The organism is Pedobacter sp. AC379 (assembly GCF_979258145.1).
Window position 1 is genome coordinate 4,304,904 of record NZ_OZ409839.1, and the last position, 18,921, is coordinate 4,323,824.

At 39.2% G+C, this 18,921-nt stretch carries 22 protein-coding genes; 13 read left to right on the forward strand and 9 right to left on the reverse strand.

What is annotated here, in order from left to right; all coding sequences use genetic code 11:
• The first annotated feature begins 86 nt into the window (after positions 1-86).
• The 6 genes from ACZZZW_RS18825 (at position 87) to ACZZZW_RS18850 (ending at position 4,065) form a co-directional block, all read left to right on the forward strand.
• Entirely contained in the window at positions 87-1,010 is a 924-nt protein-coding gene (locus ACZZZW_RS18825; RefSeq protein WP_055907316.1) for an NADP-dependent oxidoreductase, read from the forward strand.
• Positions 1,011-1,035: 25 nt separating this feature from the next.
• Complete coding sequence (locus ACZZZW_RS18830) at positions 1,036-1,737, forward strand: NmrA family NAD(P)-binding protein (RefSeq protein ID WP_463495719.1); 702 nt, start codon at positions 1,036-1,038, stop codon at positions 1,735-1,737.
• A gap of 78 nt (positions 1,738-1,815) precedes the next feature.
• Positions 1,816-1,953: a hypothetical protein gene (locus tag ACZZZW_RS18835; protein ID WP_463495721.1), complete on the forward strand. Its 138-nt coding sequence runs from the start codon at positions 1,816-1,818 to the stop codon at positions 1,951-1,953.
• 83 nt (positions 1,954-2,036) lie between these two features.
• Positions 2,037-3,116 (forward strand): alkene reductase, encoded by a 1,080-nt coding sequence (locus ACZZZW_RS18840; protein ID WP_055907310.1) that lies wholly within the window; start codon positions 2,037-2,039, stop codon positions 3,114-3,116.
• Between the two features lie 22 nt (positions 3,117-3,138).
• The gene (locus tag ACZZZW_RS18845) at positions 3,139-3,600 is read left to right on the forward strand and encodes a Cif family virulence factor (RefSeq protein ID WP_055907307.1); all 462 of its coding nucleotides are present in this window, start codon (positions 3,139-3,141) and stop codon (positions 3,598-3,600) included.
• A 75-nt stretch (positions 3,601-3,675) separates the two neighbouring features.
• A complete protein-coding gene (locus ACZZZW_RS18850; RefSeq protein ID WP_055907304.1) occupies positions 3,676-4,065 on the forward strand; it encodes an MmcQ/YjbR family DNA-binding protein in 390 nt (129 codons plus the stop codon).
• 33 nt (positions 4,066-4,098) lie between these two features.
• Here ACZZZW_RS18850 and ACZZZW_RS18855 read toward each other — a convergent pair whose 3' ends face one another.
• The gene (locus ACZZZW_RS18855) at positions 4,099-4,401 is read right to left on the reverse strand and encodes an ISAon1 family transposase N-terminal region protein (RefSeq protein WP_055907301.1); all 303 of its coding nucleotides are present in this window, start codon (positions 4,399-4,401) and stop codon (positions 4,099-4,101) included.
• An 849-nt stretch (positions 4,402-5,250) separates the two neighbouring features.
• On the opposite strand from ACZZZW_RS18855, the gene ACZZZW_RS18860 reads away from it, so the two are divergent.
• From ACZZZW_RS18860 to ACZZZW_RS18870, 3 genes are all read left to right on the forward strand, one after another.
• The gene (locus tag ACZZZW_RS18860; protein WP_463495727.1) at positions 5,251-5,601 is read left to right on the forward strand and encodes a hypothetical protein; all 351 of its coding nucleotides are present in this window, start codon (positions 5,251-5,253) and stop codon (positions 5,599-5,601) included.
• A gap of 49 nt (positions 5,602-5,650) precedes the next feature.
• Positions 5,651-6,211 (forward strand): hypothetical protein, encoded by a 561-nt coding sequence (locus tag ACZZZW_RS18865; RefSeq protein ID WP_463495730.1) that lies wholly within the window; start codon positions 5,651-5,653, stop codon positions 6,209-6,211.
• A 134-nt stretch (positions 6,212-6,345) separates the two neighbouring features.
• A complete protein-coding gene (locus ACZZZW_RS18870; protein WP_463495732.1) occupies positions 6,346-6,498 on the forward strand; it encodes a hypothetical protein in 153 nt (50 codons plus the stop codon).
• Between the two features lie 274 nt (positions 6,499-6,772).
• Here ACZZZW_RS18870 and ACZZZW_RS18875 read toward each other — a convergent pair whose 3' ends face one another.
• Together ACZZZW_RS18875 and ACZZZW_RS18880 are read right to left on the reverse strand one after the other, a co-directional pair.
• Positions 6,773-8,278 carry a serine hydrolase gene (locus tag ACZZZW_RS18875; RefSeq protein ID WP_463495735.1) on the reverse strand — a complete coding sequence of 502 codons (1,506 nt, stop codon included), beginning with the start codon at positions 8,276-8,278 and terminating at the stop codon, positions 6,773-6,775.
• A 6-nt stretch (positions 8,279-8,284) separates the two neighbouring features.
• Positions 8,285-9,439, reverse strand: coding sequence for a transglutaminase domain-containing protein (locus ACZZZW_RS18880; RefSeq protein ID WP_463495738.1), 1,155 nt, complete (start codon positions 9,437-9,439; stop codon positions 8,285-8,287).
• Between the two features lie 423 nt (positions 9,440-9,862).
• Here ACZZZW_RS18880 and ACZZZW_RS18885 point away from each other — a divergent pair, with 423 nt between their 5' ends.
• Positions 9,863-10,375 (forward strand): hypothetical protein, encoded by a 513-nt coding sequence (locus ACZZZW_RS18885; protein WP_463495741.1) that lies wholly within the window; start codon positions 9,863-9,865, stop codon positions 10,373-10,375.
• 274 nt (positions 10,376-10,649) lie between these two features.
• Here the strand turns inward: ACZZZW_RS18885 and ACZZZW_RS18890 are convergent, their stop codons facing one another.
• The gene (locus ACZZZW_RS18890; protein WP_463495744.1) at positions 10,650-11,075 is read right to left on the reverse strand and encodes a hypothetical protein; all 426 of its coding nucleotides are present in this window, start codon (positions 11,073-11,075) and stop codon (positions 10,650-10,652) included.
• Between the two features lie 448 nt (positions 11,076-11,523).
• Here ACZZZW_RS18890 and ACZZZW_RS18895 point away from each other — a divergent pair, with 448 nt between their 5' ends.
• The 3 genes from ACZZZW_RS18895 to ACZZZW_RS18905 all read left to right on the forward strand — a co-directional run bounded on the left by ACZZZW_RS18895 (position 11,524) and on the right by ACZZZW_RS18905 (position 14,272).
• Positions 11,524-12,543 (forward strand): SDR family NAD(P)-dependent oxidoreductase, encoded by a 1,020-nt coding sequence (locus ACZZZW_RS18895; protein ID WP_463495746.1) that lies wholly within the window; start codon positions 11,524-11,526, stop codon positions 12,541-12,543.
• A gap of 112 nt (positions 12,544-12,655) precedes the next feature.
• Positions 12,656-13,513, forward strand: coding sequence for a helix-turn-helix domain-containing protein (locus ACZZZW_RS18900; RefSeq protein ID WP_463495749.1), 858 nt, complete (start codon positions 12,656-12,658; stop codon positions 13,511-13,513).
• 63 nt (positions 13,514-13,576) lie between these two features.
• Complete coding sequence (locus ACZZZW_RS18905; protein ID WP_463495751.1) at positions 13,577-14,272, forward strand: DUF429 domain-containing protein; 696 nt, start codon at positions 13,577-13,579, stop codon at positions 14,270-14,272.
• A gap of 169 nt (positions 14,273-14,441) precedes the next feature.
• Here ACZZZW_RS18905 and ACZZZW_RS18910 read toward each other — a convergent pair whose 3' ends face one another.
• From ACZZZW_RS18910 to ACZZZW_RS18930, 5 genes are all read right to left on the reverse strand, one after another.
• Positions 14,442-15,557, reverse strand: coding sequence for an FAD binding domain-containing protein (locus tag ACZZZW_RS18910; protein ID WP_463495754.1), 1,116 nt, complete (start codon positions 15,555-15,557; stop codon positions 14,442-14,444).
• Entirely contained in the window at positions 15,554-16,735 is a 1,182-nt protein-coding gene (locus ACZZZW_RS18915; RefSeq protein ID WP_463495757.1) for an MFS transporter, read from the reverse strand. The genes ACZZZW_RS18910 and ACZZZW_RS18915 overlap by 4 nt, the downstream gene beginning before the upstream one ends.
• A 131-nt stretch (positions 16,736-16,866) precedes the next feature.
• Positions 16,867-17,457: a Crp/Fnr family transcriptional regulator gene (locus ACZZZW_RS18920; protein WP_055907353.1), complete on the reverse strand. Its 591-nt coding sequence runs from the start codon at positions 17,455-17,457 to the stop codon at positions 16,867-16,869.
• Positions 17,458-17,468: 11 nt separating this feature from the next.
• Positions 17,469-17,609 carry a hypothetical protein gene (locus ACZZZW_RS18925; RefSeq protein WP_463495761.1) on the reverse strand — a complete coding sequence of 47 codons (141 nt, stop codon included), beginning with the start codon at positions 17,607-17,609 and terminating at the stop codon, positions 17,469-17,471.
• A gap of 754 nt (positions 17,610-18,363) precedes the next feature.
• Positions 18,364-18,543, reverse strand: coding sequence for a histone H1 (locus ACZZZW_RS18930; RefSeq protein WP_055907279.1), 180 nt, complete (start codon positions 18,541-18,543; stop codon positions 18,364-18,366).
• Between the last annotated feature and the right edge of the window lie 378 nt (positions 18,544-18,921).

Genomic DNA, 18,921 nt, shown 5'->3' on the forward strand with positions numbered 1-18,921 from the left:
ATACCTTTGATTATATAATTAGTATCAAAAAAGGTTCATCACAATTGATGGAATGTACTTGGCTATTTATTAGATCCTATTAAAAAATGAAAGCAATACAATACAAAGACTACGGAAATTCCGCAGTCATCGCCCAGGTTGAAGTTCCAGCACCATCTATCCAGAGTGGAAATGAGTTGTTGGTTCAGGTTAAGGCCAGTGGCGTGAACCCAATAGATATCAAGATAAGGATGGGTCAAATGAAAGCTGCCCGCCCCGTCCAAATGCCGTTCACACCAGGAGGAGAAATAGCAGGAATAATTATCGCCATTGGAGATCAGGTAACAAGGTTTAAAGTGGGCGACGAAGTAATTGCCCTGACCAAAACAAATGGATATGCAGAATATGTAACGGTAAATGAAAACTTCCTGGTGCTAAAACCACAAGATCTTTCTTTCGTGGAAGCAGCATCGATAGGCGTTAATATTGGAACAGCACAATGTGTGTTATTTATGGCTGGGAAATTGGAAAAGGGACAAAGGGTATTGATCCAAGGTGGTGCAGGTGCAGCGGGTGGTGCGATGGTACAGATGGCCAAAGCTGCCGGAGCATATGTCATTGCAACCGCATCGGGAAAAGGTGTGGAACTTGCAAAAAGCCTTGGAGCCGACGAAGTAATAAACTATAAACTATATGACGTTACGGATTTTGTTAACAATGTGGATCTGGCGGTAGATACTGCTGGTGGCGAAGGACAGGCAAAACTTTTCTCCATTCTAAAACAGGGCGGCACATTATTGAGCATAGTGGTCCCACCATCACAAGAACTGGCAGAACAACACAAGGTCAAAGCAAGTTTTGTGGCCTCTAATATCTTAGCTCAAACCCTTGAAAATGGTATCGAACTGATAAAGAATGGAATATTCAAACCGGTTGTTTCCAAAATATTTAAGCTAAGTGAAGCCGCTATTGCCCAAGATTTTTTAACAGCTGGAGGCGTAAATGGCAAGGTTGTTCTTACAGTAGATTAATAATTTACAATTAAAATCTAATAAAATGAGTAAAAAGAAAGTTATAGTAGCAGGTGCCACTGGATATCTGGGAAGTCAGATTGTAAAAGAGTTGCTTAAACAAGGGGCAGATGTCACTGCTATGGTTAGAGCGGGTAGTAATAGAAGTACGCTCATCGAAATGGGTGTTAAATATTTTGAAGTAGGTGATATGATGGATGCATCTTCTTTAAACCAAGCTTTGTCACCAGACCATGGTTTCGATGCCATTGTTGCTAGTGCCGCAGGTTATACACGTCGTAAAAAACGAGACAGTGCAAAAACGGACACAGTCGGTTACAAAAACCTGGTTGACGCTACTAAAAAAGCTGGGATTCCTCGTTTTGTATTGATCTCAATCCTCGAATCTGACAAAGCTACAACAGTGCCCCATTTTCACAACAAATTCCTGATAGAGAAATACCTTAGAGAAGAAAAACAACCTTACATTGCCCTTAGGCCAGGAGCATTTTTAGATCAGACACCTGATTTTATAATCGATAAAATTAAGAAAGGAATACTGCCAACATTCTTAACTGGAACTTACGGGATTATCTACACACCACAATTAGCGAAATATACGGCTATGGCAGCTGTTATTCTACCTGATACTGAGTTAAATACTTCTATTGATGTAGGTTGGGAAAGACCTGTAAACGAGAAGATACTGAAAGCTGCATTTGCAAGTGTTCTTAAAAAAGACATTTAAGCTAAGCCAGTGATTCCCTCATTCGTTCTTAAATTTATACTGCCTATTGTCGGGAAATTTAATGATAACATTTATGATATGATTCAAATGATAAAATGGATCGATACTGGTATTTATATTAGCAAAAACACAGAGAAACAAAAAGAACTTTTTGGAGAACTTCCAACTGTTGAAGAAAGCGTAAGACACTATTGCAGTGACCGTGGATTGATCTAACTAGAAACTTAAAAGACAGCAACTTATCCAATTGTAAAAATATTTTGTAAACAAAATATTGTTCATCACCTAAAATAAAAAACATGAAATTATTAGAAAAAGTAGTATTGGGAGCAAAAACCCTAAAAAATGCGATTGTAATGGCACCAATGACCCGTAGTCGTGCAAGCATCGCAGGTGTTGTACAGGACCTTACCGTATTGTATTATACACAGCGAGCAAGTGCCGGTTTGATCATTACCGAGGCAATAAATATATCTGAACAAGCAACTGGTAGCCCTTTCACACCTGGGTTATATAACCATGAACAAATTGAGGCTTGGAAAAAGGTAACCGCATCCGTACATACCAAGGGAGGTGTTATCTATGCACAACTATGGCACACTGGCCGGGTTGGACATTCGGTTGATAAAAACGGGATCCTCCCCGTCGCACCATCTTCAATCGGTATACAGGGACAGCAGCATTATACCTCACAGGGTATGAAAGATTACGAAACGCCAAGGGAATTGCCTAACTCAGAAATTAAACAAATCATAAAGGAGTATGGCCAGGCTGCAAAAAATGCTGTAGAAGCTGGCTTCGATGGAGTCGAACTACATGCGGCATTTGGATATTTGCCCAATCAGTTCTTATCAGAAAGCGCCAACAAGCGTAACGACGAATATGGTGGAAGCATAGCAAACAGAAACCGTTTTGTGCTCGAAGTAATGCAGGAACTGGTTAATGTAGCAGGCAATGAAAAAGTGGGAATTAAACTCTCACCAACTATCTATTATAATAATATAGAGAACAGTGATCCACAGGCACAATTCAAACCATTAATCGAAGCATTAAATGAATTGCCTTTAGCGTATGTTCATCTGATGAACGGCATGTTTCCGCTGGATCACCTTCCCCACTATCAAAAAAATGTAATGGAAACTTTTGGCCGTGTGAGCACCCATTTGGTAATCGCAAATGCAGGCTATACGAAAGAAAGCGGAGAAGCTGAACTGGACAAAGGCATAGCTAAACTAATTTCTTTTGGCTCGCCATTTGTAGCAAATCCTGACCTGCCAGAAAGATTTGTGCAGAACGCTGAACTGAACCAACCAGACCCGGCAACGATGTACGGTGGTGGAGAAAAAGGTTACACAGACTATCCATCTTTAGAAAATTAATTCTAAAGCAAGCAGAAACAACATGCCAACGAAAAAGCCTGCTCACGAGCAAAATTACACAGCGGAAGAACGCATAATTGCTGAACATATCATTGGGCTTGAAAAATCAGCACTCGACAAATGGTTCAATGATGACACTTCTGGCTACGAAAAACTTTGGCCTAAACGCAGCTTTACTTATTTCGATGCGGTTGTTACCCAGCGTATAGACGACCATGCCACTATTGCCAGGTTTCTAGAAACTATCGAGGGCAAGTTATTTGCTGGCACCTATGATTTTGTTAGTCCGCGTGTACAGATAGGCCAAGACATGGCCGTGCTTACTTTTCAGGTTTTTGCAAAAACTACGCTTATAGATCTGGAATATAACTGCGTTGAGGTATATCAAAAAGAGGCAGATGTACAGTGGCGGGTTATCCACTCCACATGGTCGTTTATCCGCCCCATGGATAAGAAATTCGGCAACGAGAAAAGTATAGTATAATACCTAATTTTATTGAAACCGTGACCTTTGTGGTTGCAATAGACTAGTTTTTTTAAAAAGTTAATGTAGTACAATATGGATGCAGAAAGTTTAAGGGAGTATTGTCTTTCCTTTGAGGGAGTAACCAATAAAATGGCTTTTACAAAGGCTAAAGCTGAATACGATAGAAACCTGTTGGCATTTTATGTAAAAGATAAGTGGTTCTGTTTTTTTAATGTAGATGAGTTTGATTTCTGCACCATAAAATGTGATCCAGAAGAATCTAAAATCCTGCAGGAAAAATATGAGGAGATAACTACGGGATATCACATGAACAAAAAACATTGGATAAGTATCCATTTTAATAAAAATATTCCTGATAATGTTATTAAAGAGTTGTTGAAAAAATCATATGAACTTGTGGAAGCTTCACTAATAAAAACCGAAAGACATGATATGGAAGAGGATGCGAATGACAGTGAGTAAAGATTAAATAATAGATTAAAACTCAGTAAATAATCATTTATAAATAGGGTAACAAGCATCATGGAAATAGTAATTGACAGTACTTTTTACCGTCCACCGACGCCTCTTGATGCATAAAGCGACTTTCTGTCCTCGTATAGGGAAATCCTGGATGCTGACCTCTGGAAAAAAGCCCTTGGAAGAAATTTCCTCTTTTCTATATCCACGGGTGGGAATGTTCTTCTCTCCAAGGATCTGCAGTTCCTTTCCTAGTTTGCCTACGGATGTAAGTTCGAAATAGTCCAGGATACCTTCTGGAAGCAATAGGCCGATGAGTGTTTGTGCGGCTTGGCTCAAAATGAAATAGTCTTTTGGTTTTACAAACTACAAAAGAAAGAAATTATTTAATTCCCCCAACTTTTTTGCTTGATCCACGAAATAACTAAACAATGTATTTTAAGAGCCTGCTGTTAAACAAAAAAAGGTCTCAACGTAATGTCAAGACCTTTCAAAATTCTGGGTGGCTGATGGGGCTCGAACCCACTATAAAAAATGATTTGTAAATATAGCATACCAAGCTGATCATTGGGAATTATTGATGGATTGAAATGACTCATGTTTATACTTTTAATTTACTAAAAAATCTCGTATATTGTAGAAATAATTTGCAATCAAATAAGGCGGTAAGTGATTCGGTGAGTCAAATTTTTGAAACGACCTTCAAAACATATTAAAGCGGAATTTTAGATCTGGGTTCGAATCCCTCGCTCTCCGCCAAATTAGTTTTAAAATGCTTCGAAAGCCCGCAAATCGTATGATAGCGGGTTTTTTTTATTTTCATTAGGATTTAGTAAGAAAAGGGGCTTGGATGACTATTCTAAACCAAGCCATAACCATTTATCAGATCCCACCGTACAACTTTTGCCAGTAGCAAAGGTTTGGTGCATTGGCGTTTTTCCTGATATTCAAAATTCCAGCAAATTTAATAAGAGGGCGTATACCAGCGCCCTCTTTTTCCTATCCTAAACTTAATTCAGTAAGCATAATTTCCCGGTCTCAAATAAGTCTAAATCCGTTTTAACCGACAAGATATTTTTGTGATTTATCCTGTTTATTCAGCTCAAGCTTACGACGCTGACTAAAAGCCACGCCACACACTCAAATAAATTTAACAAACAGACAACAAGGTTCTAACCTTAAGGAAACATGAAACACTTAATTTGGAAACACGTTTGTTTGTCGGAAACAGTTAGCGATTGCATAACAATCAAAAAAAACGGATACATTATGAAACAACAGGCCAGAACGATCCCGGGAAGACTTGTGGATTTTGATTATAACAGGTACAGGCTACCTACATTTGTGATGCAATTTAAACCATCCGTCTATCAGGATGGTGATTCTTACTATGCCGTATTATCATTCGAAGACGAACACGATGTTTCTGGCCTGGGCACCTCGCCTGAAGACGCGCTAATCGATTGGAATGATAAGGTTTGTGAAATGCTTTCGCTGTCCGGATCATTAAAAGAATCAATGAGAGCCAAACGCAGATAAGCTGGCCTAAAGGCTGAACCATCTCTGCTTTTTACCTAAACCTATTCTTATGAACCAGCATATCCCTACCGGCCTGGTATATTACCAGGACCAATACGATGAGCCGAATTTTCTGGGCAATTGCTATTTCGAAATCAAAAAACCAGCAGATTGTTCGATCACACAACTCCACCATTTTTATATGTTGTTAAAAAAGGGTAACAAGGTTTCGCCTGTAGATTTGCCGCTAAAGATTTTCAGTGCAGCTTTTCTGGCATTTTGCTACAATGGCAAAAGGCTGGTAGGTATTTCAGCCATTAAAAAGCCGAGCTTAACTTATCTGAAAGATGTACATCAAAAAGCTGGCATAAGCAATGGAATCCATCAAAATTTTCTGGAGGTAGGTTACTCTTTTACACGTGAATCTGTCCGCAGAAAAGGAATCAGCAGTACCTTGAAACGAATGTTACTCAAAAAAATCAATGATCACCAGGGCATCCTGTTTTCAACTACGGCCACACCCAGCAGTCAGCGTTTTTTGCTGTTCAATGGTTTTAGGCAAAAAGGGAATCCTTACCAGGGTAAGTTCGATAATAATATCATTTACTTCGAGAAGAATGTAACTGCCTGATTTCAATTAGCTGAATTATGGTTTGAGGTAAAACAGAATAAGCCACAACATCCATTGCAGCTTATTACTAACCAAATATAACCAATATCTATGATATTTATTCTTCAAAACTAACACGGGAAGATGAAAAATAAATGAAGTTTTTATCAATGCAGGGCATTGAACAGATGAACGACAAATCTTTCATTATTGGAGTTGTAGAGGAAGGAATCGAACCTTCGGCCTGCTACCAAAAAGCGCTCTACATCGATCATTTTCTATTGATCACCGCAAAAGTAGTGACTTAGCTGACATTAAAAAGCATTGACCAAAAGCTTAACAGTTTGATAATAAACCGCTACGAAAGTGTTTTTTCGCACCTGTTTAATTTAAACAAAGGATAACTTGCATAAGTTCTTGATATCATGGGCAGTACAGCCGTCCACATGCATAGAAAATAATAATTCCCTGTTGTACTTTGATTATAATTACGCATATTGCTCAATACCATATATAGTGAACAAAAATTGCTCAGTCATACTTAATTACGTTGTACGATCTACGAAATTTATTTGATCACCGTTACAGTTTTTTAGCATGAATGGTACGGCCTTGTGTAAAAATCATATCTTTTATCAGTCCCTTATCATCCTTTAAAAACTCCATACTCGCCTGAATCGTTTTAAAAAAGAACTTGTTGCTGGTTTCCGCAAAAGCTTCTATCTTAGATTGACCGGTTGCCTGCACGAAAACCCTTTTACCTTCACGGCTTACGGTTAATACAAGCTCGGGAGTGAGCTGATACCTGCCAAGATAACTATTCAGATCCTGCTCCGAAACCTCTGCAAGGATTACCTTTTTGGTTTTACTTAATCCGTTGAAACCATAGGCCGTGGAAATGCTGTTAATCAGCTCCTGAACAATTTCCCCATTATCTGAATTGACCATAACGACCAAACCATTTCCACCCTCAAAACTTCCATAATATCCGCCAGTGAATCCCGCATTCCCTGCTCCATGGCCAAAATACCTGACTCCATCGTAATCTTCTACAAAAACACCTAATGCAGCGCCATTTTTGTTCATGTATGGGCTTAGGCGTAACCTTGTCGACTGCTCATCAAGAACCTTTGCAGATTTACCCTGGTAGGCAAGCTGGGTCTCAATGATATATTTCGCCAGATCCCTTGGGTTCGTCCATAGGCCCGCAGCAGCTTGTTCCGGATAAACATGATATTTGCCCTTTACTTCTTTTCCGTCCACATCGTATCCCGCAGACAGCAGTGCCTGGCTAATATCTGTTGGTGGTTGTGCAAAAGTACTGCTTAGCATACCCAGCGGTTTTAAAACCTGCTCCATTAAATAGTTATCATACTTTTGCCCGGTGACATCGGTTAAAATTAACTGAGAGATTGTTGTTCCCCCTCCGGAATATTCTTGGCGGGATCCAGGAACAAACAGTGAACGTACGGCATCCGAATTGGCCGGAGATTCGCCGTTTAAAATCTGAGTTATCGTGGGTATTGGCTTACCTGCTTCATACCCTCCAAAGCCATGCAAATTCAACCCGGCAGTATGGCTGAGCAGATTTGCCATATTAATTTTTTTACCCTTCGAAACCGAATCGTAAGGGAATTTCCAACTTTTAAGATAAGTATTGATGTCTGCATATAAATCAAGTTTCCGGTCTTTATACAGTTTTAAGATGGCAAGGCTATTCAACGATTTACTGATAGATGCTGCCTGAAAAAGCGTTTTATCGCTTACTGGAATTTTCTTCTCTATATCCGCAAAACCATAGCCCTTTGCAAAATCAACCTTATAATCCTTAATCACCGCAATACTGAGTCCTTGAACATTAAAATGCTTCATTCGCTCCAGCAAATTAAAAGGAACGGAATTATTGGTCTGGATATTCTCAGTAAGTCCATTCTCCACCTTTCTGATCCGATCTTCCACAGTAGACTGCGCAGAAGTAGTGCCGATAATAAAAACCGAAAAAAGGAACAGCAGAATAGCAGTCAATTTACAGGATTTCCGGTTGGCTTTTGTCAGGTAATCCAAATGGCTTATGTGAGTATTTTTCATAGTAAATTATTTTGGTGTAGTCCAGAATAGTTCAGGATTATTGGTTTTATAATTGATAAACTTAACACCGGTTTTCTGATTCATTGATTCCCTTTTTTGAGGTCCTTGAACAATACCATCCAATGGCAAAAGCTCAACATAGGCAACTTCTTTTCCACTGGACCAGGTTTCGGTATCATACTGACTCATCACAGGAGTTTCCAAGCGGTAAAGATTTTTCGCCATATAGGTCTGTAGGTAATATTCCTTGGACTGTAAAGCGGTACGATTCCAGTTTGCATCCGCATTTAATACCAGTGGCATACCTTTTACCAATCGTTCCCTTACCTCCTGTATACTTAAAAGGTTACCTTTATCATCCATCACATAGGAATCAAAGGTAGGATCAATCCAGATCCACTTGTTAAGGTCTTTGCTGTATACCATATTGATGACATGGCAATCATCAAAATTGGTTTCCTTTGGCATGCAGGTAATATACCTGGAAGTAATGCCCATCGCGAGGTAACATTCATTAAGTACAGTGGCCAGCATGCGGCAGTTTACCCCGCGGTTCTGCTCCTGACAGACTTTTATCAGGTCGATGGCATTTTTGAGGGATGGGTTATCGCTGTTTCCATCATGCCTGATCAGATTATGTACCCAGTGCATCAGGTTGAAAACTTTGGAAAGCTCATTTCCTTTCCCAGCAACCGAATCCAGCTTGAGATCCTTTCTAATACGCACCAGATCAGGGTTCTTCATGGATTGATAGGAAAAGACCGGAACTTCACGTTTATCAGAAAGGTTATATTTTGCAGCAGCGCGGAGTGTATCCATGTAAACAATAGGTCTCCTATTGGGAGCCTTTGCATCATATTTCACCTGCGTCCTGGCGGTATCGGTCCCATTGACGATAATGATAAAATTATACTCCCCGATCTTTGGGTCAACATTGAATGATATAGACTCCTGATCAGTGTAGAAAGTTACTTTTTTGGCTGAAGTCGTATATACATCCAATTTTTCTTTAGGCATGATCGTCCAGGCATTCTTTCTGATTGGATAATTATCATCCTTGATATCAACACTGGTAGAAGTTGCCTTAACAACTTTTAGCTTCTTTTGAGCAAAGGCAATTGTTACGGAAAAAAGAAGCAGAAATAAAATTGAGCGTTTCATTTTCGATTGTTTAAGGTTGAAGTTTAAATTTAAGGAATGCAGAAAATCTGGAAGGTTGCATTTAATCAAAAATAATAATTAGCGGACTAAAAGCAAGGCATCTTAATAGATGATATTCTCTATAGGAACATAAAAAGTATTTTTTTCAGAATAGCCTATAAAAACGCTAATTGAGGTTTAATTGCAATTACAATCATCTATTTTTAAAATTATTTATCCCATTATCAGGAAAATACTTATTTTAAAGATGGAGTCTGTTTATGATCTGAGTCTTGTCCTATCCTATTTATAGTCAAAAAGAGATGACCAGCCAGTTTTCTTTATTTTATTATCAATCGGTTAGTATGAAATATGCTTTACCTATTTATTTATCCTTTAGGATTAAAATTGCCTATACTTATTAAGATATTACGGAAAAAACTTATGAATAAAGATAAAAACTCAAAATCGGACAACCGAGTGAAAAGGCCAGAAACTAAATACAATTTCTTTAATGTTCCAAGATCAATGAGAATTATGATGATGGTTATCCTGGTACTGTTTTTTATAAACACCTTCGGACAAACGGGCAAACTTTTTAAAGGGACCATTAATCATTCCAACAAGGTTTTACTTTATTTGCAGGACATGGACATAGGCACAAACGCAGACATGATTCATGGCATTTACCAATATGAGGGCCAAAGCGGATTCATTTTATTAAACGGATATAGAAACGACAAAGGAAATTTCGTATTGGTAGAGCAGGCGGGCCCCAATTTTTCAGGGGTGTTTCTGGTAACATTTACAAGAATCGGCTTAAACGGAAAATGGTTGTCTGCCGATTATAAGAAAATCTACAATGTGGAACTGCTGGAAGTCAAAATTTCGGAGGAGCAGGATAAGAATTTTAAACGTTCAATAGAAGAAAAAGCAGCAGTGTTCCGGGCATATTAGCTTCTGAGAGATGATAAGCATATTGATGCTTCAATTGTACAATTAGCTCACCTTTGAAAATTATTTTAGTTTTGCTAACAGCAATAAACTTGAAGCTTAATATTGAAATAAATTATAATTTATCTAAGCAATTAAAGCCTTTCTTAAACATTAACTTTTTTTAGTTAATAATTTATTAGGTAGAATTATTGCAGCTCAACCAAACAGCTAAGTATGCAATTATTGCCTCCATTTATTGCTTGCTGCAAACTTAGATGCATAAGCATTTAATCACCTATGTTAAAGAAAGCTGACTTCGTTTAACAATGAAATTGGCACCGATGATGGCAAAAATTCCGATAAATGCCATTATCATATTGTCTAGAGGACAAGCAACAAAGTTATATACATCACTACATACATAAGTAGAAGGGCTAAAAAAGATTACGCATTTAGTTTGGCCCGGACCAGTATATTGACCACCAAGTACTGCTGTAGAAGTATTGCCACCAGAACATTGCGCTGCTGTAGTAACGTAGGGCCTTGTTGTAGCACCAGAATACACTGAAGTGCTTGCAGGGCAGTTACCAAAAGCACCAACAATTATGGTTCCGTTTTTCGCGGGGTACAAAATCCCATTGTAGAGACAACCTTGCGACTGGGAGAGCGCAAAAAAAGGAACGAAAAGTAAGATCAGGAAAATTAGTTTTTGAAGTTTCATAGATTTCTGGTACCAATAAAAAAATAAGCTGCTGCCTTATGTTAAACAACGGATACAACTGGTATAAATTATTTTACATCAAAAGGAAAATTTCGTTTTAGAATGGTGAGATTTCATAAGTGCAATCTATTAGTCTATATATTGTTGATATAAAAGTTATCTATCCAATTACTTTTTCAATTAAACATCAAGAAACTTTAAATTTTCACATACATTCTTTGGAGCTTTTTTAGCCTGAAAGCATACATAAACAAAAACTTTCTGGTCACATAATTTACAGCCAAGCCATATACCCACCTTTCTTTTTTTTTATTTTATAACGTCAATCATTATAAACTTACTGATTGATTGAAAATACTGACATTATAAACAAAGTTAATTGACACGCTAAACAAAATTCGCTTTTGATCAACCAACTAGATTTGTACTGTACTAAATAAAATCAAAAATGGAAAAGAACAATTATCAAGGTGCGTTACAACAACCATTGGCCTCAGGCTTTAACATAGCCTCAACAGCTACAGAAGTAATCTGCGGCATTAACCTTAAAGGCAAAATTGTAATTGTAACCGGTGGCAATGCAGGTATCGGGCTGGAAACCACAAAAGTATTGGCAACCGCAGGCGCAACCGTAATTGTACCAGCAAGAGATATCGAAAAAGCAAAAAAGCACCTCAAAGGCATTTCAAATGTGGAAATTGAACAAATGGACCTTTCTAAACCTGACACGATCGATGCATTCGCCGAAAAATTCCTCACTTCAGGCAGGCCGCTACATATATTGATCAACAATGCGGGAATTATGTGGGTGCCTTTGCAAAGGGACAGCCGTGGGTTTGAATCACAACTATCGACTAATTACCTTGGACAATTTCAGCTTGTGGCAAGATTATGGCCCGCACTAAAAATTGCCAATGGTGCCCGGGTGATCAATGTTTCTTCCTTGGGGCATCATATGGCACCCTTTGATTTCGAAGATCCCAATTTTGAGCACCGTGAATACCAAACACTCTTAGGATACGGGCAATCAAAAACAGCCAGTAACCTCTTCGCCCTAGAATTTGATAACCGTGCAAAAGCACACAAGGTGAGGGCGTACTCATTGCATCCGGGATCGATCGCGGGGACGGAGTTAGCCAGGGATGCAGATATGGAACTGTTCAAACAGATGGGGTTCTTTGACGAAAATGGAGATATGCGTCCTGAAATACTGGCTAACCTTAAAACAATATCACAAGGCACTGCCACTTCAGTATGGGTTGCAACCAGTCCATTGCTTAACCATATCGGTGGCGTTTATTGCGAAGATTGTGACATTGCTGAATTACTATCTGTAGATATAGCTACACAAAAGAAAGCTAAGTTGCATCAAAATGGTGTGATGGCTTATTCCCTAGATGAAAGCAATGCAAAAAAGCTATGGAAACTAACCGAAGATATGATAGGGATTGAATTTGAATTAAACTAACTAAAGGGCCAAAAAGTTAGCGTTTCTGCATTCATTAATCAGCATACTGGATATTTAACCTAAGGACAGATGAATTTAGTAGAATTGAGCAAAAACCAATAACTTTATCACAATGGAACATATATCCAAATACCTCACCAAGGAAATCAAGCTTTCGAGTTATGAAGACAAGTTGTTTAAATCGGATTTGATCTTCGATGACCACATGTTAGTCTGGTTCATTTCTGGAGAAACAAGGATCATCCAGGCAGAATCAACCTTCAGTTTTAAAACAGGTGATATTTTCCTGATCCCGAGGAACGAATTGGCTACGATTATTAATTACCCAAAAAACGGCCTGCCGCATAAAACCGTGGTGATGCATTTATCCATCGAGCGGTTAAAGAAGTTTTATGAAAAAAATAAGCCTGAAAAGAAACTGGTCCAAAAGAAGATCTACCGCTTTTGCAATCATCCATTGCTGGAAAGCTGCCTGGCCTCACTGATTCCGTATTTTGAGGTCGAAGGTGAATTCCCGCATAGCCTGGCCACACTCAAGATTGAAGAGGCGATTAATATCCTGCGGCTGATCGATCCAAATGTAGACAGTGTCCTTGCCAATTTCGATGTTCCGGGTAAAATCGATCTGATCGATTTTATGCAGCGCAATTTTATGTTCAACATGTCCATTGAGAAACTCGGCTACTTAACCGGCCGCAGCTTATCAACTTTTAACAGGGATTTTAAAAAACTGTTTAATAACACGCCTCAAAAGTGGCTTACGGATAAAAGACTGGAGCTAGCTTACCATCACCTGGTCGAAAAAAGAAAAAACCGACTGAGATTTATCTCGAAGTCGGTTTTGAAGACCTTTCCCACTTTTCCTTTGTTTTTAAAAAGAAATATGGAATATCTCCTAATCAGCTTTCGCACAATAGAAATCAACAGATTCAAAACTGAGTTAGTCTTCGTGATTTTACCTCCGTTTTGAGCCAATTTAATTACAATTAATTTACCCGGGCGATGCTTAACTAAGTTTAAGCCCACTAAAAAAATGTTAACATACTCATATCAACAAAACAATGCTGAAACTGGTAATATTGCTCAGCAAGCGGTAATTGGTATTGATCTTACCGGTTCCGAAAAGAAACCTTCTGGCTGGGCAGTTTTGAAGAACAATATTGTTGAAACCAAAAGGGTTAAAACTGATCAGGAAATGATTGACCTGGCTATTGAACAACGACCAGCAGTTATCTCCATTGATGCTCCGCTTACACTGCCCCATGGCAGGCTTACGGTTTTTGACGACGACCCTGGAAGAAGTGAATTCGGAATTACCAGGTTGTGCGAACGATTGTTGTTAAAGCGTGGCATCAGATCTTATCCGCCGTTGATTAAAAGCATGCAACAACTTACCCAAAGAGGTAAATCACTGGCATTGCAATTCAGGCAACTTGGGTATACTGTAATTGAGACTTTTCCCGGTGGCTGCCAGGATATACTTGGCTTAACACGCAAGCAAAAAGGTTTGCCAGAACTTATTGCAGGCATTTCGGCATTGGGTATAAGAGGTGACTATTTAAAAACTACTATAAGCCATGATGAAGCAGATGCCATTACAGCTGCTATAGCTGGTCTGTTTTTCATTGCTGGTCAATATGAGTCGATAGGTGATCCGGAGGAAGGGCTAATTATATTGCCTAAATTAAGCAGCACCGTTCTTGAAAATGAGGATTTACGTCCACAATAAAAATAGTAGCGTTTAATTGCTGCATACTTCGAAAGGTATTGATCTGGAAGGATAACGATTTGTTATCGATACCTACAAATAACCTGATAGCTAAACCGCCACCATCGCCAGCATTTTATCCAACCTTTCTGGCTTGCCAGTCTGCAATTCATGATGATGCACACTGATATTACTGGCCTAGCTGGCTCCTTAATGCAAGCTGTGTGCCATGGATAGCCAACGCTCTTGCATTTACAATCTGCTGATTGTTCCAGCCTTCGAGTGCGCTTTGAAGATTGCCAGCATCTTGAATGGCCATGGCTAACGTAATTGCATCCCTATATGCCTTGGCCGAACCTGAGGCCGTATGGGGGCGCACCAGGTAGGCTGCATCGCCCAATATAGCAACCTGCCCTTTAAACATCTTTGGCACTTCCATATCCATAATAGCCTGTATAAAGGGTGCTTTAGTTTGGTACACTCTTTTTCTCAAAATTTCTGGTAGTTCGGCATCTGCCCTTGCCCTAAGCTCACTTAAGTTTTTATCATTCAGGTAACCGGCGGGAAGGGAAAATTCATGGCCGTTTCCATTTTTATCGGTAAGAAGATCTTTAAGCTCTTGTAATGACTTATTTTGAAACCATACCCAGTTCAGGGTACGTTTTCCTTCTTCGAGTTCACCACCAGGCCCAGGGATGGTATAACAAAGCAAATGTGAGTTTGCATAGGGATATATTGAAAACTTATCTGAAAAGAAATCAATTTCAGCTGCGCTGAGCTCGCTTTCCGGAATCAAACCCCTGTAAGCAATGTAACCTGCATACCTCGGATGAATTTCTGGAAATAAATGTGCTCTTACTGCAGAGTTTACTCCATCGGCACCGATAAGCAGATCGGCCAGGATAACCCGGCCATTTTTAAAACTCGCCCAAACCTGGCCTTCCTCATTACGAATACTTGTTAACTCATATCCCTGATGATATTTTGAGGATGGGAAAGCATTTCTGAGTTGTTTCCACAGGTAATTCCATGAAGTAAAAACCGTATCGTTTGGATAGATCAATGATGGATTCCCATTATCATCGAGTACCTGACGTTGCGCTGCCAAAACACCAAAGATTTCCTTTGTAGACACGCCAGCTTCGATAAGGTAATCCATCATATCGGGCTGGATTACAAGCCCTGCACCCCGATCTTTCAATTCATTAGCTGAGCGTTCATAAATATCTACATCAAGGCCCCTCTCCATCAGTGCAATTCCGGCACATAGCCCACCAATTGAGCCTCCTATTATTGTTATTTTCATTTCTTAAGTTGTTGAGTGTTTTTAGAAAAACGTTTTGTGAGTACCACATTTGCAATGGCCAATAAAGCCAGCACGGCCATGAATGTAGTGGATAAGCCCCACCCTCCCAATTGGTAAAATTGAATAGCAATGTAAGAACCCAATGCGCCACCAATAAAATAACTGGTCATGTAAACCGTATTTATGCGGCTGTTTGCCTTTTCATCAAGTGTGTATATTACGGCTATATTGGTTACCTGAGTGGCCTGTACACCAATATCCAAAAGCATAACAGTAACCCAGATAACAGCAATTGATCCTGGAAACAGCTTTAGCAGCAGTATACTGATTAGGGTTAGTGCGGTTGAAAATATCAGTGATCTTGCAGGAGATCCTTTATCTGCCATCTTACCAAAAACCGGAGCAACCAGGGCACCTGCGGCTGCAAGCAAACCAAACATGCCGATGCTTGATGATGAATAATTAAATTGGGCACCGCTGAGGTAAAAAGTAAGGCTTACCCAGAAAGCACTAAGGGTACCAAATGCCAACATACCGGTAAGTGCAGTTCTTCGCAATAAAGGGAACCTGCCAAGCTGGGCAAAGGTAGATTTTAGCAAACCTGTGTAGGTACCATTAAAACGCTCTGCTGTTGAAGGGAAATCGCGCTGCATTAACACTGCTGTAACCGATACCATAATTGCAGAAATAATATATACGTATTGCCACCCTAACATACTTGTTATAAAACCGCTGTACACTCTTGCAACCAAAATCCCAATTAACAGACCGGTAAATATCTGCCCTACTATTTTACCACGGTTTTCTTTTACCAAACTGGCAGCCATGGGCAGAATTACCTGAGCCACTACTGAAAAAACTCCTATCAGTAAACTGCCTAAATAAAGAAGTATGATGTTCGGCGCAAAAGCCATAAGCAGAAGAGAAATTATCAATCCGATTTGAAGATAAAATATCAGTTGCTTGCGCTCAATCATATCTCCTATGGGTGTAAGGAGGAACAGGCCTAGCCCGTAGCCGATTTGAGAAAATACAGAAATGTTACCGGCCTTTTCAATGCTGATGTGGAAATGTGTTGCCAGGGCCTGTAAAATAGGCTGGCTGTAATAAACGTTGGCAACTGCAATTCCTGCTGTAGTAGCCATAATCAATACCTGGGTTTTCGTTAGATTTGACATTATATTTTGTGTTTTTACTTTTTAAAATATGTTTAAGTAACAATACAAAGTTGGCAAGTCTTTATCTCTCTAACGATGAACTGGTTTAGGAAATGAGCACAAACTGGTTCAATGTAAAAAGTTGAAGTAGATTAACTTTTTTGAGTTACACGCTTATTGCGCAACTTTGAAAGGTATTCTGTAGTAATGCCCAGGAAAGATGCCAGTGCATACTGTGGTACTCTATTTACAATATCGGGATAACGTTCCTGAACAAATTCAAAACGCTGTTCTGCCGTTTTGGTTAAGTTTAAAATTACACGGCGGGCCATGTGTGCAGCGGTATGCTCGGCCAGCACCCGAAAGAAAGTTTCGAAGAGATGTTTCTGTTTTTTTAGTTGCTGCTCTGTTTCATAACTGATTTGCAAAACAATGCTGTCTTCCAGGGCCATTACGAACATGGAAGCCGGCTGTTGAAAAATGTAGCTATTGTAGTCGGTTATCCACCAATCTTCTATGGCAAACTGAATGGTATGTTCCTGCCCCTCATCACCAATTACATAAGCCCTGAAACTTCCTTGTACTACATAAAACCTATTCTTCGCAATAAATTCTGGCTGGACAATAAACTGTCTTTTCTTTACCCTCATCAGTTTAAAGTTCCCGCAAAAATCATCGGCTTCGCTATCTGTGAAAGCATGGCGTTTTTGGATGTGCATTTTAAGTTTGCTGAAATCTGTCATGGGATATGCGCTTATTTTTTATCAGGGATTTGATTTGAGTACCAAGATAATGATTGTTTAAGATTTGCAGCAAACCAAACTTCGAAAGGTTGAGCTGTAAAACATGCTATATCTAACTGTTCAAACCCCAAAGTAAGTTTGCCCTTGCTCATATTTTAACTTGAGCAGACATATCATCCAAGTGAAATCCCGAATAAATACATCTGATGATCAGCGGACTTAAATTTTCCAAACTTTTAATCAATGTGCATATCGTTAACGACCAATTTTATGTGATTTTACTCTCCTGCAAGTTTGCGACTGCCAATTATGCACGATTTTCGGTCCCTGCAAAAATGTAACGACCAATTTTATGCGATTTTACTCTCCTGCAAGTTTGCAGCTGCCAATTATGCGCGATTTTAGGCCCCTGCAGAAATGTAACGACCAATTTTATGCGATTTTGATCTCCTGCAAGTTTGCGACTGAAAATTATGTGCGATTTTAGGCTCCTGCAAAACGATGGAAGGAGACCTTCGACTACGCTCAGGGCGTTAAAGCTTTATCAATACCTTTCCCTCCATCGTTGCATTGAGGCAACACACACTTTCCGTCCCCTTCGGCGGACCTTGTGCTGACGACCAAACAGCTTTAACGAATTTATCCAACATCAGTTCCAAGCCTTGGACTTTTGTTACTTTTGGGCCAAGCCAAAAGTAAGAGCCCTTCGGTGGCTAACCGAGGCAAGCCCGAGCGGAGGCAAAAATATAGCGACCGTATTACGATTCCCGCATGCGCGAGAATGACGACCGCGAGTTAAAGTTTGTTCCACACGCAACTGTGTAAGGTTATGGCATGCCTGTAAAACAACAAAGCCTCCAACCGTGAGGCAGGAGGCTTTGTTTTTCCCAAAACGCAATAATGTTATTATTTCGCGCTATTCTTTTTTTCTGTTACTTCAGCTCTGATATCTTGAGCTAAAACTTTAAGGTCTTGCATTGCTTTACGTACACGTGTACCAGCAGCTGCATTACCACCATCATAAAACTTGGTTACATCTGCTTCAACTGAAGAAATCAGATCTTGTACTTCTTTAAATTTGTCCATAATGTTTTCTTTTTAATAGGATGATAGACCATCCGTAATTAAATATATTCTTTCCGATCTACAATAAACGGACCGCAAAACTAATAATTTTATTAACAATGAAGCATTCACATCAATTAATCCTTTTCTTTTAACACTGATCTATTTCTTTATTTAAGCGATATTGCCTGATCTTCTTTAAGTTAACTAACCAGGCATTACAAAAAAAGCAAGAAGTGTCAAAGAAAAATTACCAGAAATTAATTATTAACAACCCTTCATTGGCTTGCTTTCTAGCTCACAAAATAGATTATTTAAGTTATTAAAACGGAAAAGGCTACAATATCCATTGTAGCCTTTTACTAATCAACTAACTAAACTGTATAATACTAACCAAAT

Coding starts and splice junctions, on each gene's coding strand:
- ACZZZW_RS18930 (WP_055907279.1), bottom strand. CDS start 18,543: ATGGACAAATTTAAAGAAGTACAAGATCTGATTTCTTCAGTTGAAGCA.
- ACZZZW_RS18900 (WP_463495749.1), top strand. CDS start 12,656: ATGGAACATATATCCAAATACCTCACCAAGGAAATCAAGCTTTCGAGT.
- ACZZZW_RS18830 (WP_463495719.1), top strand. CDS start 1,036: ATGAGTAAAAAGAAAGTTATAGTAGCAGGTGCCACTGGATATCTGGGA.
- ACZZZW_RS18875 (WP_463495735.1), bottom strand. CDS start 8,278: ATGAAAAATACTCACATAAGCCATTTGGATTACCTGACAAAAGCCAAC.
- ACZZZW_RS18825 (WP_055907316.1), top strand. CDS start 87: ATGAAAGCAATACAATACAAAGACTACGGAAATTCCGCAGTCATCGCC.
- ACZZZW_RS18890 (WP_463495744.1), bottom strand. CDS start 11,075: ATGAAACTTCAAAAACTAATTTTCCTGATCTTACTTTTCGTTCCTTTT.
- ACZZZW_RS18845 (WP_055907307.1), top strand. CDS start 3,139: ATGCCAACGAAAAAGCCTGCTCACGAGCAAAATTACACAGCGGAAGAA.
- ACZZZW_RS18850 (WP_055907304.1), top strand. CDS start 3,676: ATGGATGCAGAAAGTTTAAGGGAGTATTGTCTTTCCTTTGAGGGAGTA.
- ACZZZW_RS18840 (WP_055907310.1), top strand. CDS start 2,037: ATGAAATTATTAGAAAAAGTAGTATTGGGAGCAAAAACCCTAAAAAAT.
- ACZZZW_RS18910 (WP_463495754.1), bottom strand. CDS start 15,557: ATGAAAATAACAATAATAGGAGGCTCAATTGGTGGGCTATGTGCCGGA.
- ACZZZW_RS18925 (WP_463495761.1), bottom strand. CDS start 17,609: ATGAGCAAGGGCAAACTTACTTTGGGGTTTGAACAGTTAGATATAGCA.
- ACZZZW_RS18905 (WP_463495751.1), top strand. CDS start 13,577: ATGTTAACATACTCATATCAACAAAACAATGCTGAAACTGGTAATATT.
- ACZZZW_RS18870 (WP_463495732.1), top strand. CDS start 6,346: ATGAAGTTTTTATCAATGCAGGGCATTGAACAGATGAACGACAAATCT.
- ACZZZW_RS18880 (WP_463495738.1), bottom strand. CDS start 9,439: ATGAAACGCTCAATTTTATTTCTGCTTCTTTTTTCCGTAACAATTGCC.
- ACZZZW_RS18895 (WP_463495746.1), top strand. CDS start 11,524: ATGGAAAAGAACAATTATCAAGGTGCGTTACAACAACCATTGGCCTCA.
- ACZZZW_RS18920 (WP_055907353.1), bottom strand. CDS start 17,457: ATGACAGATTTCAGCAAACTTAAAATGCACATCCAAAAACGCCATGCT.
- ACZZZW_RS18885 (WP_463495741.1), top strand. CDS start 9,863: ATGAATAAAGATAAAAACTCAAAATCGGACAACCGAGTGAAAAGGCCA.
- ACZZZW_RS18915 (WP_463495757.1), bottom strand. CDS start 16,735: ATGTCAAATCTAACGAAAACCCAGGTATTGATTATGGCTACTACAGCA.
- ACZZZW_RS18865 (WP_463495730.1), top strand. CDS start 5,651: ATGAACCAGCATATCCCTACCGGCCTGGTATATTACCAGGACCAATAC.
- ACZZZW_RS18860 (WP_463495727.1), top strand. CDS start 5,251: ATGAAACACTTAATTTGGAAACACGTTTGTTTGTCGGAAACAGTTAGC.
- ACZZZW_RS18835 (WP_463495721.1), top strand. CDS start 1,816: ATGATTCAAATGATAAAATGGATCGATACTGGTATTTATATTAGCAAA.